This window comes from Roseovarius albus (assembly GCF_900172335.1).
In the GTDB taxonomy this organism is placed as follows: domain Bacteria; phylum Pseudomonadota; class Alphaproteobacteria; order Rhodobacterales; family Rhodobacteraceae; genus Roseovarius; species Roseovarius albus.
Genome location: NZ_FWFX01000001.1, coordinates 221,314 through 233,950, shown reverse-complemented (window position 1 = coordinate 233,950; position 12,637 = coordinate 221,314). Strand labels below are relative to the sequence as shown.

Below are 12,637 nucleotides of genomic sequence, written 5' to 3'. Positions count from 1 at the left end.
ATTTCCCCTGCGCCTTGTGCTTCATCTTTGTAAAATCACTCATAATCCCGCCCTCTCCATCAGTGCAGGTTATGCTGGCTGCCGGTGCCTTCTTCATCCATCAGGCCCCGGCCTGTGAAGAAGCGGTCCAAACGGTAGCGTGCCGCTGGCGTATGCGGCGTATCCGTCGCAATCAGATGCGCGGTCGAGTAGCCCGACCCCGGCACCGCCTTGAATCCACCGTAACACCAGCCGCAGTTCAGATAGAGCCCCTGTGTTTGCGTCTTGTCGATAATGGGAGATCCATCGGGCGACATATCCATGATCCCGCCCCAGCTGCGCAGCACCTTGGCCTTGCCGATCATCGGCATCAGGGTCATGCCTGCCTCCATCACATGCTCGACCAGCGGCAGGTTGCCACGTGCGGCATACGAGGAATACATGTCCAGATCACCACCAAACACCAGCCCGCCCTTGTCCGACTGGCTGATATAGAAATGCCCCATGCCAAAGCTGACCACATGGTCGATGCAGGGCTTCAACCCTTCAGTGACAAAAGCCTGCAAGATATGGCTCTCAATCGGCAGGCGCATGCCCGCCATCGCCGCCACCTGGCTTGAGCGACCTGCCACAATAATCGCCACCTTCTTGGCCTTGATCGCGCCCCGGCTGGTCTGCACACCTTTGACAACGCCACCTTCAACATCGATGCCAGTCACTTCGCAATTCTGGATCAGATCAACACCCCGGTCACTCGCTCCTCGGGCAAACCCCCAGGCCACCGCATCATGGCGTGCTGTACCCGCACGCCTTTGTAACAACGCGCCATAGATCGGGAACCGCGCCTGATCATAGTCCAAGTAAGGCAAATGGCGTTTCACATCATCACGGCTCAACAATTCAGCATCATCGCCCTGATTGCGGATCGAATTGCCCCGGCGAATGGCCGCATCGCGCTGACCATCCGAGTGGAACAGGGAAATCTGCCCACGCTGCGACATCATCACATTGTAGTTCAGATCGTCTTCCAGCCCTTCCCACAGCTTCAGGGAATGGCTGTAAAACTCGGAATTTCCCGGCAAAAAGTAATTCGCCCGCACAATCGTGGTATTTCGCCCAACGTTGCCGCCGCCAAGGTACCCCTTTTCCAGCACCGCCACATTGGAAATGCCATGGTTCTTGGCCAGATAGTACGCCGTCGACAACCCATGCCCGCCCCCACCGATGATGACCACGTCATATTCATCCTTCGGTGCAGCATCCCGCCAGTGCGGGGCCCAGCCCTTGTTGCCGGTCAAACCCTCTTTCAGAACGCGCCAACCAGAAAACGCCATAGATCTCTCCCTGATGATGCGGGCAGATAAACAGGCTCTGCCATCGAAAGCAACAAACACGGGCGACAGAATGTGTCGTTTTCAACCGACACTTCTTCCAAGCCTGTAAAATCAAATAAAACGGGGAAGGCATGCCTTCCCCATTGTCATTTTTAGTATCGAAGCCTTTACAGCCCCAGCGCGCGGTAGCTGTCCGCCACCTTGCCGATCGACACCAGATAGGCTGCGGTGCGCAGGTCTTCGACATCATCCCGGCTGTGCCAGATCTCACGCATTGACTGATACGCCGCACGCATCGTGTCATCCAGACCCGAGCGCACCAACTCCAACTCACCCGCTCCACGCAGATATTTCTGCTTGAAGTCAGGCGTCATCGTCCAAGCATCGCCCAAATGGCTGTCCAACGCATTAAGCTCATCCACAATCAACTGGTGCCGCGCCTCTTCCTGACGGCGCCCCAGACGACCAAAGCGAATGTGGCTCAGGTTCTTGACCCACTCAAAGTAGGATACAGTTACACCACCAGCATTGGCATACATATCTGGGATGATCACGGTACCTTTTTTGCGCAGGATCTCATCCGCGCCGGCTGTGACTGGGCCGTTCGCAGCCTCGATGATCAATGGTGCTTTGACGTTTTCAGCGTTGGACATGTTGATCACGCCCTCCATAGCCGCCGGAATGAGAATGTCACACTCTTCTTCCAGATACTTGGAGCCATCACGGATATATTTCCCGGTCGGGTATCCATCAACGCCACCATGGCTGGCAATCCAATTGCGAACCTCTTCAACGTTCAACCCGTTTGGATCGTAAAGCCCACCATCACGTTCGATGATGGCAATGACCTTACAACCATCTTCTTCTTGAAGGAACTTCGCCGCATGATAGCCCACATTACCAAGGCCCTGCACAATGACACGCTTGCCGTCTAGTGTACCACTCATTCCTGACGCCTTGATATCTTCAGGGTGGCGGAAAAACTCTTGCAGCGCATATTGTACGCCGCGCCCGGTGGCCTCGGTCCGACCCTGGATACCCCCGCCAGAAATCGGTTTGCCGGTCACACAAGCCCGGCCATTAATGTCAACGGTATTCATGCGCTTATATTGGTCGGCAATCCAGGCCATCTCGCGCTCTCCCGTCCCCATATCCGGCGCTGGCACGTTCTGGCTGGGGTTAATCAGGTCGCGCTTGATCAGTTCATAGGCAAAACGGCGGGTGATCCGTTCCAACTCGTCCTCTTCCCATTCGCGAGGATCAATGCATAGCCCGCCTTTAGATCCCCCAAAAGGTGCTTCGACCAGAGCACATTTATAAGTCATCAGCGCAGCCAGCGCTTCGACTTCGTCTTGATTAACCCCCAGTGAATAGCGGATACCACCCTTTACAGGTTCCATATGTTCGGAGTGCACGGAACGATAGCCGGTAAAAGTATGCATCTTGCCCCGCAGCCGAACACCAAACCGAACGGTATAAGTCGCATTACAAACCCGGATTTTCTCCTCTAATCCCGGAGGAAGTTCCATCAGCGCAACCGCACGGTTGAACATCAAATCCACACTTTCGCGAAAGCTCGGCTCTTTGGCTGAATTCATTTGCAATTCCCTCCTGATGATTATTTTTTGGGCACTTTTTAAATAAAAGCCTATGCGCATGGTTACCGGATGAAGCGGGTTTGTCCACCCACCAAAGCTGATTCTGAAGTGTTAACCTCTTATGCAGCGTCACCCAGACCATCGTAAACGTTAGAAAGACAATACTTCGCATTCTCGCAGCATTCCCCAGAAAAACCGAAACAATGACAGCCTATTGCCCCATTATACGCCACATTTTCGACACCTCTATTATAAATAAAAATACGGTGGGACTCCCCCACTATGGGCGAATTACGCGCCAAGAGGACCTGACATGCACAAGAACGACGCAAAGGAAACCACAGCTATCACCACAGGGATTGTTCCCCTGCCCGGTCAAATCAAACGCTGGGTTTCCCGGTTTCGACGTGACGAAGACGGTGCAATGACGGTGCTGACCCTCTTCTTCGCAATTATCATGCTGATCATGGCCGGTTTTGGTGTCGACATGATGCGGTACGAGATGCACCGTGCCCGCGTCCAGAACACGCTTGATGCCTCTGTGCTGGCAGGTGCTGGGGCTGCTTCGGGTTTGGACGAAGCAAGGATCGAAGAGGTTGTCAGGGACTACTTCAACAAAGCTGGACAAATTGCCTCTTTGAACGAATTCGACGAAGATGACATTGTCACATCGCTAAATGCCGCCAAAGTTACGGCCTCGGCTGACCTTACACTCAACACATATCTGATGAAGTTGCTCAACGTGAACACGTTGAGCACAAGCGGCGCGTCCACCGCCGAAGTGCGCATTCCAAAACTGGAAATCTCGCTTGTTCTGGACGTGTCGGGCTCGATGTCTCGAACTGGCTCTGACGGAATCGTAAAACTAGACGCCCTGAAAGTTGCCGCCAAGGAGTTTGTCACGGATGCAATGGCCATTGGTGAAGCAGGCGATGTCATGATCTCGATTGTTCCGTTCAGCTTCGGTGTGACCCCATCGCTTGAGATTTTCAATGCCCTGAACGTAAACCAAACCCACAACCGGTATGGGCAAGATTACGAAGTCTTCAATGATGCCACGCTAAACGAGGCCTATTGCATCCGCTTCTCTGGAAGTGATTATGACGATACGGCCATCAGCACGACGGACCTGCTGCAACAACGGATCTATTCAGCCAGATATGGTAATTTTGAACAGCTGGAAGAGGGCAACAACCGCCCGTGGCGGACATGCTACACAGACGAGTATTTCGAGATCCTGCCCTATTCTTTCAGTGAAACGAAACTGCACGAGAAGATCGAGGACTTGGTGGCCAATGGCAACACCTCCGGACACGAAGGTATTAAATGGGGCGCAGGTCTGCTGGACCCCGAATTCCAATCGGTTGCTCAAGTTGTAGATCCTACCCTCAGCAACATCCCCGCGCTCTATACCGAACCTGATACTTTGAAAGTTATCGTAATGATGGGGGATGGGGCCAATACCTCGACCTATCAATTCTACCCACAAAGCGAATATGCCCTCATTCAGGCCAACGGAGGGAATACATCCGGCTTGGACCTGAGCAAGGCCACGGAATACCGCGGGCCTGACGGTGGCATGTTCAAATTTACGTTTAATACCATGGAATACCGAGAAGTGAGGCACCGGGACTATCCGGCCGACTCGCGACGCAGCACCAGCACACAGTACATATACCTGTGCAGTGACGATTATCCGCAATGGGAGTGCATTTTCGACGATCCTAGATACGGTGTCGAAGAAACCTACATGCGGCGCCCGGGCTCCAGCACCTTCTATCTGGTCGAGGGTCAAACCGGCAACTACAGAACATCTTACTCCTTCAACGACTTGACCGAAGAGCACCGCCGCACCAATCAATACAACTCCCGCGAAGTCATGGTCTTTGACCGCGATCTTGAGACTACTGATGAATTCGAGCGTGTCACAGATATCGGCAGCGATAGAAGCGACATTGTTACGCGATCAATCTCGCAAATCAGCAATACTTATAACAACCGTAACGACGCTCCCTACCGGACCATAGCCTTCACCAACAACACTCCAAGCGGCAATAAAGTGGTCTTTGGAATGCAGCAATACAGCTGGGAATACATGTGGGGCCATATCTCTCCTGAGGAGTACTCCGACATCGTCAATGACAGCAACACGGCGTACAATGAATTTAAGAGTACTAACCAAGCGGCAATTGGTGGTTCAACCAAGGATGACCGCATGGAAGACGCCTGCAACGCAGCACGTGCCCCCGGGAAAAACATGGTGATCTACACCATCGGGTTTGCTGTTCCTGTAGGCGGAACCGCAGAAACCGAGCTCAAAAAATGTGCCCATGGTGACGAGGATAACTCTGGAGTTGGCAGTTATTTTGCCGCCTCCAATAGGGCAGAGTTGAGAAGCTCATTCGGTGCGATCCTTGATCATGTCCAGAAACTGAGGTTGACACAATGATTGCGCGGCTTAAATCACGCCTACGTCGTCTAAGACGCGATGAGCAGGGCAATGCCTCTGTAGAGTTTTTCATCATATTTCCGATGTATCTGTTGCTGCTTTTCTTGTCGATCGAACTTGGCCTTGTGACCATGCGACACGCTATGCTGGAGCGTGGCTTGGATATGGCTGTTCGAGATATCCGTTTGGGAACCGGGACATTCGCATTTGAAGATACTGTCGACGGAGACGGCGAGGTCGTGGAAACCGCAGGAGAGATCAATCATAAGCGCATCGTGAAAAGCATTTGCGACAATGCCGTAGTTCTAGGTGACTGTGAGAAAAACCTTATTCTCGAGATGGTTCCCAACAACATTCGCTCGTACACAGACTTGGGTCCGGATGCTGATTGTACCGAACGCCCGGAGGATGCCGATCCCGTCTACAATGTTATTCCGGGCCAGGAAAACGAATTAATGCTGCTCCGTGTTTGTCTGCGTTATAATCCACTTTTCCCAGAAGAACTCTTGGGAAGCAGGATCGCTTTTGATGAGCACAATGGACATGCACTGATTGTTGCAAAGTCAACCTTTGTACAGGAGCCTCGATAACATGATCTTTAAATCGATTAAGTCACATCTCCTGGGCTATCGAAACGACACTGAAGGCTCGGCGATGGTTGAGTTCGCTGTGACGTTGCCCTTGCTGATTTTGCTTTTGGGGGCAACATACGAGTTTTTCGAGGCACACCGCTATCGCAGTGTCAGAGACAAAGCGACCTACACCATTGCGGACATGATTTCGCGCGAGCAGGGTGAAGGGGAAGACATTAACGTTGATCGCCCGGAAGAATTCATTACCGACACCTATATCGACAACAGTCTGCGCCTGTTCGACGAGATCACCAACGACAATGGCGCCAACCAGATCCGCGTCTCTATGATTCAATTCATCGCCGGCGATCCAGATAACGAAGATGACCCAGGCACCTATGTCAGCGAATGGTCCGAAGTCCGCGGAACCGGCACAATGACCGCTCTAAAGGATGTAGATGTCGCGAACTCTCATGACACCTTGCCCATTCGCTCCAATGGTCAATTTCTCTTGATGGTTGAATCCGAATCCAAATACGTGCCGATTTTCGACGTTGGTTTCAATGAAGACATGCGGGTTTCAACACGTGTCTTTACAGACCTCCGGTTTGCCCCTCAACTACGATACTTCCCCCCGGACGTTGCGAATACCAATGATCCCAGGGATGACGAAGAAGAAGAAGTCGCTGATACAACCGATTCTAATTCGGGTGGTGCGGGGAATACCGGTTCGGGGGGGACTGGGACACCTGGTCTTTAGTCGCGCTGATCGTATCCGCCATCGCCTTGGCTTGACCGCGGGAGGTCATCCCGCCCACACCAAGCTTTGCGCCTAATCGCCACCAAAGCCCCGGTTGCCAACGACGCGCAGCCGGGACTTTTAATTTCAGGGTAAAGCCACTGGACGGCTTGAAGGCGAACATGCCCCGTTCAATTCCAGCGATGTCCTCTACCCGCGCCAGCAACTCGCCCGAACTGCTGCGCAACTCGGTCTTGGTCAGTACCAAATATTGCGCCGTGGCCAGCCACATTGCGCGGGCGAGCCACAGCCCCCCTGCCCCGATCACCAGCAAGAACGCTAATCCCAGAATATTCTGAGGCGGTCGGCTCAGCGCAACGTAGATCAGCAAAAAGCCCAGCAATCCCATCGCGCCCACACCAAAACCCCGCCGCGCGGGCGAGGCCTGCAATACCGCCAGAACCTCTTGTCCCTGCTCATCTGATGTCACGCCTGTCCCCTTGGGTGTCCGGTTTGTGTTGTCATTGCGCATAGCGGATAAAACCAGCCACAGCAATTCTCCTGAACAAATTCGCACATGTCGCGTGCCTGATCTCACACATCACCACATTGGCGCACAGCACCGTCCTCCCTATCTTGCGGGGGAAAGGAGGTGACACATGTCCCTCAAACCAATTTTGGAAGCCCGAAACGCGCAACCTCATATAGAAGGGGCGGGCGTACATCTGCAACGCGCTTTTGGCTTTGGCGATCCATCTGAACTGGACCCGTTCCTGCTATTTGACGATTTCCGCAATGACGATCCGGAAAAATTTGCCAAAGGCTTCCCCTGGCACCCGCATCGCGGCATTGAAACCATCACCTACGTTCTTGAGGGTGAGGTCGATCATGGCGACTCTCTTGGCAATCGCGGCACACTTGGCGCGGGTGATATCCAATGGATGACCGCCGGGTCGGGCATCATGCATCAGGAAATGCCACGCGGTAATGCACAGGACCAGATGCACGGGTTCCAGCTTTGGGCCAACCTGCCGTCATCCCTCAAAATGACCGCCCCGCACTATCAAGATGTCAAATCCCCCGACATCCCGGAAGTGATTGATGACGACGGCACCAAGGTGCGGGTCATCATCGGTGACTTCTGGGGCAAACGCGGCCCTGTGGACGGCATTGCCGCCGATCCGCAGTATCTCGATGTCACCGTGCCCGCTGGCATAAAAAAGACCTTCAGGCTGGACACTTACCGACGCACCTTCGCCTATGTGTTTCAGGGCGGCGCAGCCTTTGCAGATGCCTCCAAACCCACCGGCATCTTGCTGGAAAAAGACATCGGCGGCGAAGAGGTCAACATCCGTGATCTGTCGGGTAACCGCACCCTGATCCGCTTTGGTACCGGTGATGAAATCACCGTGCAGGCGGGCGAGGAAGGCGTGCGTTTTTTACTGGTCTCGGGCGCCCCCATTCAGGAACCTGTGGCATGGCATGGGCCGATCGTGATGAACACTCGCGAAGAAATCCAGCGCGCGGTACAAGAGCTGCAAAACGGCACCTTCATCCGCCCAGCGCATTAATGCGTAACCTCCCGAAAATTGGCCTTCTCAAAGCCCGTTGGCAGAGAAGGCCAAGACATGTGGTTACAATTCCTTCATAGCCTGACGGCTACACTGACAATCCACCAGCAACCGCAATGCGGGACGACGCAGACTTCCCAAATCCTTTCTCCATCTATCTAGCTCGGGCCAAAGGCCCGCTCTTGCCCCAATGCCTCACCTGATGCAAACTTGCGCGAAGAGAGGATCTTTTGTTTATCACAGGGTCTGCTGCTAAAAAGACCAGCGCGGCGACATGTTTTGGGAGGAGTGAGCGTGACATCCAAGACCTCAGGTCCCATACCACCAGGCAATCCGACGCCGCAACAGCCGGGCAGCCCTGCCGTCAAAAAGGTGACAGTGGACGATATCACCGAGTCTCTGAAGGCCGGGTTTTCTGACTTTCTTGCGCGTCCCGTCATGAGCGGATTCTTTGGCCTGTTCTATGCGGTGTTCGGAATCCTATTTGTTTGGTGCCTGTTCTGGCTCGGCAAAATCTGGATGGTCATTCCCGCCGCCATAGGCTTTCCACTGGTCGCACCCTTTGCTGCCGCCGGGCTCTATGAGATGTCCCGCCGGTTGCAGCAGGGAAAGAACTTCGGCTGGTCTGAAGTCCTCACCGTCATGATCAAACAACGCAAGCGTGAAATGGGCTGGATGGCTTTTGTCACCTTGTTCATTTTATGGGTGTGGTTTTACCAGTTTCGAACTGTGCTGGTGATTGTCCTGCAAGACTCATCCTTTTCGGATCTGAACGGGTTTTTGAACACTGTTTTCTACACACAGGAAGGCTGGACCTTCCTTGCGATTGGCACCTGCTTAGGCGCATTTCTGTCGGCTGTCCTCTTTTCTGTGACCGTTATCACCATGCCCATGCTGCTCGACCGGGATATTGATTTCATTTCTGCAATGTTAACGTCCATTCGCGTTGTTTTGGAAAGCCCCGCGGTCATGCTCGCCTGGGCCGCGATTGTCGCCGTCACCATGCTGTTGTCGCTGGTTCCAGCCTTTCTGGGTCTGATTTTCACTCTGCCCATCCTTGGCCATACCACTTGGCATCTCTATCTGCGGGCCGTATCCCCAGCAGAGGGGTGATCTTCGATACATTAGTGTCGAAAAGCCTCCCGACTGGAGTACGCCCTTCGCAGGAGCAAACAAGTGTAACTTACGATGCCCGACATCAATCCAGCAAACTCTCTGCGGCCTCTTGAAAAGCAGGCAAAGCGTTTTCGATCATCTCGTCCGTGGCCGTCAGACAAATTCGGAAATCGGTGGGCCGGTCGAACACCGATCCGGGCATCACATAGACGCCGCTCTTTTGCAGACGCGCGGCAAAGGCATCGCTGTCGCCCCCCGGGGCACGCCCCCAGAGGTAAAAGGTGCCCTCCGGTCGTGTCATCTTGTATCCCCACTGCCCCAAAGCACCCAACATACGTTCGCGACGCCGATCCAGCGCAGCAATGTCGATTGAGACGTTTTCGAGATCCGGCAGCGCATAGATCAGCGGCGCATCAGGGATATTCCACCCATCCGCCATCTGCACCGCAAATCGCAGCGTCCGCAACTCTTCACGTTCACCATCCGGCAATGTCGGTGAAATCGCGAGATACCCAAGTCGCAAACCAGGGGCGAGAAGCACCTTGCCATAAGAATAATCAATCAAAGTATGCGGATAGACAGCGGCAGGCGTGGTAAAACCAAGGCCAAAAAATCGAATGCGACGGTAAGGCTCATCCGACAAAATCCAGATGCGACGTCCGATCTCGGCTGATTTCACCTCCAGCAAGTCAGCAAGCTGCTGAAGGTCTGCGCGCGAATAGATCCGCCCTGTCGGGTTATGTGGCGTGTTCACCACCAAGATCCTTGTGCGCGGAGTTATGGCACCGGCGATGGCTTCCAGATCGAGGTCAAAGTTGACCGGATCAAGCGGCACCTGCACCTCTTTGGCATTAGCCGCCGCCAGCATCGGCCCGTAGCAAAACCACCCCGGCAGCGGTACGATGCATTCGTCACCTGGTTCCAGCAACATCGTGAACGCCATTTTGATCGCGCCAAAGGCACCTTTGGTCAGTGCAATGTCGTCTGCCTCGAACGACAGCGCCAGTTCTTTCGACAGCGCGTTCGCCACAAACTCGCAGGCGTCACTCTCGTTGGTTTTATAAGCAAACCAATCAACACTTTGCGGTTCAGCATGTGTCTTCAGCGCATTCACAACCGCAGGCAGCGGCATTTCCTGTGGATTGCCAAAGGTAAAATCCGCAACCGCAGGCGTCTCCTTCACCGCAGCACTGTAAGATGTAAAGAAAGCTTCAACCTTCCGAATGGCCTGCGCGGCCTCTGTTGCTCTTTTTGCTGTTACAGACATTGGCGTCCCCCATGACCTTCGCGACATCAGATCCGTGCGGCTTTGCCGCCCCCATTCAACGATAGCAGAAGACCACAAATGACGCAGCTTTTTGCTATAATATGTTGCACATCAGACGAATTCGACCTTCGTGTCATAATTCGTGTCATAAACGGACGCCGATCACGAATCGGGTTTTTATGGCCATGCTGCAGGTTTGTTTCGCTGTTGGAGCCCTTAGATACCGCTCCGTATCATGCGAAAGCTCTAAAGAAATACGACATCACGCTTCGTCTCAAAAATGGTACAATTAAGTGAGTTAAGATCAAGGACCACAGTACAAGAGGCTGTTTTGTCGAAACTGATTCATAGTCAACCCATCTGTATTTTAGCCCTTCAGCTTTGGCTATGTGCAGTGTCCACATTTGCCAGCGCCGGAAATGAGATGGCGGCTGGAACCACTCAAACTGCCGGTCTCATGTGGAATCGCACCGGCCTTCCCGCTGTTTTCCCACTTCAGGTCAAAACGCCAGCAGGGCAAGATTACTTTCTGACCTTGATCGATGCTGAAAGCGGTGAAGACGCCATGGCTGCTTACATTGCCGGCGGGGCATTCTTCAAAGTTCTTGTCCCACCTGGGGAGTTTCGGTTGAAATTTGCTGCTGGAGTAGACTGGCAGGGCGAAGAATTTCTATTTGGCTCAGGCGCGAACACTCATGTTTTCGAATTGAATGAGACGTTTACTTTTGAAATTCAGAATCTAACGGTCAAAGCCGGTCATCTTGTGAATATCATGGAGATCGAGCCTGGTCAGGCTGTACAGTCCTCGGCAAAGGCGCAGCTTATTTGCCAGACCTTAAGAAGAACGTATCCTTCCCGGGGGCTTCCTTATGGAAAGGACCGGTTTGTTCCTCAGACTGGAAACAGACATGGGATAATATCAGGCAATGGTCTTCATAGGTACCTGGGTGAGAGGAGAAATGAAAAGAATACTTATCCAACGCCTCACGAACATTACTTTTTTGAACCTGAATTTTCTGTGACTTCGCGATACTGTGGATAAAAGACCTTGAATCTACCTGATAGCAGTCTCGCAAAAGCGCTTGAAAGCATCCCTTGTGGAAATATCGTTCAGAATAGAGAGGGCCTAACAGCTATCGAAACCGCTTCAAACTTGAATCTGTGGCTGTAAAAGCCACTGGCCGCGCTCAAAGTGGGGCTTTCACATCCCCGTCCGCTCTCCAATATCCCCAACCCACCAGGTCCATTTGATCCCATGGTAAATCCCGACGCGGTCGCCCGCCTTGTAGTGCTCCACCTCCGGCCACAGGTGCAGCAGGCTCACCCCCTCGCGCCCCTGTGAATCCACCCAGACCAGTCGGAATCTCGGGCGCCCATTGATGGTCAGCAGGCTTTGTTTGACCCCGGACACCAGCGCCTCTTCGCGCCTGCCAAACCGGCGTGCGCGCACGCCCGCAACGGCCCAACGGCCGACCACCCACAGTGCACCCAGCCAGACGATCCCCAGCACCAGACTGAGCCGTGACAAAAACGTCGCCCCCGCACGGCTGGCCCCACGCACAAGCTCCACTTTCTTGGGCTGGTTCGGTAGATAGAACAGTTTGACCCGCCCACCTTCTTCCACATTGTCATAAATCGACTTTGGCGCAGAACGATCCACCGTCACCACATCGCTCCCGGTAGGCGTAAATTGCACCACCAGACGATAGGTGATCTCGATATCGCCATCGGGTTCTCGATGTTCGCTGGTGTATTTCTTGACCACTTCCGCCTGCGCCATCAGGCCTTCGCTCTCAAACCGCTCTGCTGTTTTGAAGTTGTTCTGCCCGACCACGCTGAAAAGCAGGATCAACCCGCCCAGCGCCAGTACAAACCAGCCGCCCATTTTCAAAAACAACGCCAACACCGACGGCGGCTTTTGTGCGATTTGTCCACTCATCTGCGCCAACTCCCTCACAATCCGGCCCAGGTCTGCCGCAACAGGCTCCAAAACCCTTCCCCTCATGCTGCAC

At 53.7% G+C, this 12,637-nt stretch carries 11 protein-coding genes; 6 read left to right on the top strand and 5 right to left on the bottom strand.

Going from position 1 to position 12,637, the window contains the following annotated elements:
* Positions 1-59: 59 nt before the first annotated feature.
* Positions 60-1,313 (bottom strand): sarcosine oxidase subunit beta family protein, encoded by a 1,254-nt coding sequence (locus ROA7450_RS01115; RefSeq protein ID WP_085803775.1) that lies wholly within the window; start codon positions 1,311-1,313, stop codon positions 60-62.
* Between the two features lie 167 nt (positions 1,314-1,480).
* Positions 1,481-2,911, bottom strand: coding sequence for a Glu/Leu/Phe/Val family dehydrogenase (locus tag ROA7450_RS01110; RefSeq protein ID WP_085803774.1), 1,431 nt, complete (start codon positions 2,909-2,911; stop codon positions 1,481-1,483).
* A 313-nt stretch (positions 2,912-3,224) separates the two neighbouring features.
* On the opposite strand from ROA7450_RS01110, the gene ROA7450_RS01105 reads away from it, so the two are divergent.
* Genes ROA7450_RS01105 through ROA7450_RS01095 form a run of 3 tightly spaced genes read left to right on the top strand, consistent with a single transcriptional unit; the run spans position 3,225 to position 6,692 of the window.
* Positions 3,225-5,360 carry a TadE/TadG family type IV pilus assembly protein gene (locus ROA7450_RS01105; protein WP_085803773.1) on the top strand — a complete coding sequence of 712 codons (2,136 nt, stop codon included), beginning with the start codon at positions 3,225-3,227 and terminating at the stop codon, positions 5,358-5,360.
* Entirely contained in the window at positions 5,357-5,950 is a 594-nt protein-coding gene (locus tag ROA7450_RS01100) for a TadE/TadG family type IV pilus assembly protein (RefSeq protein WP_085803772.1), read from the top strand. Before ROA7450_RS01105 ends, ROA7450_RS01100 begins: the two co-directional genes overlap by 4 nt.
* 1 nt (position 5,951) lies before the next feature.
* Positions 5,952-6,692 (top strand): TadE/TadG family type IV pilus assembly protein, encoded by a 741-nt coding sequence (locus tag ROA7450_RS01095; RefSeq protein WP_085803771.1) that lies wholly within the window; start codon positions 5,952-5,954, stop codon positions 6,690-6,692.
* Here ROA7450_RS01095 and ROA7450_RS01090 read toward each other — a convergent pair.
* Positions 6,634-7,161: a hypothetical protein gene (locus ROA7450_RS01090; RefSeq protein ID WP_085804124.1), complete on the bottom strand. Its 528-nt coding sequence runs from the start codon at positions 7,159-7,161 to the stop codon at positions 6,634-6,636. The two genes, ROA7450_RS01095 and ROA7450_RS01090, sit on opposite strands and share 59 nt — an antisense overlap.
* A 169-nt stretch (positions 7,162-7,330) precedes the next feature.
* Here ROA7450_RS01090 and ROA7450_RS01085 point away from each other — a divergent pair, with 169 nt between their 5' ends.
* Together ROA7450_RS01085 and ROA7450_RS01080 are read left to right on the top strand one after the other, a co-directional pair.
* Positions 7,331-8,242 carry a pirin family protein gene (locus tag ROA7450_RS01085; RefSeq protein WP_085803770.1) on the top strand — a complete coding sequence of 304 codons (912 nt, stop codon included), beginning with the start codon at positions 7,331-7,333 and terminating at the stop codon, positions 8,240-8,242.
* A 294-nt stretch (positions 8,243-8,536) separates the two neighbouring features.
* Positions 8,537-9,355, top strand: coding sequence for a DUF2189 domain-containing protein (locus ROA7450_RS01080; protein ID WP_085803769.1), 819 nt, complete (start codon positions 8,537-8,539; stop codon positions 9,353-9,355).
* Between the two features lie 85 nt (positions 9,356-9,440).
* Here ROA7450_RS01080 and ROA7450_RS01075 read toward each other — a convergent pair whose 3' ends face one another.
* Positions 9,441-10,625 (bottom strand): aminotransferase class I/II-fold pyridoxal phosphate-dependent enzyme, encoded by a 1,185-nt coding sequence (locus tag ROA7450_RS01075; protein ID WP_085803768.1) that lies wholly within the window; start codon positions 10,623-10,625, stop codon positions 9,441-9,443.
* A 331-nt stretch (positions 10,626-10,956) separates the two neighbouring features.
* On the opposite strand from ROA7450_RS01075, the gene ROA7450_RS01070 reads away from it, so the two are divergent.
* On the top strand, positions 10,957-11,667 hold the full coding sequence (locus tag ROA7450_RS01070) for a hypothetical protein (RefSeq protein WP_143534312.1): 711 nt from the start codon (positions 10,957-10,959) through the stop codon (positions 11,665-11,667).
* A 159-nt stretch (positions 11,668-11,826) separates the two neighbouring features.
* Here the strand turns inward: ROA7450_RS01070 and ROA7450_RS01065 are convergent, their stop codons facing one another.
* Positions 11,827-12,564, bottom strand: coding sequence for a DUF3592 domain-containing protein (locus tag ROA7450_RS01065; RefSeq protein WP_159453973.1), 738 nt, complete (start codon positions 12,562-12,564; stop codon positions 11,827-11,829).
* Positions 12,565-12,637 lie beyond the last annotated feature (73 nt).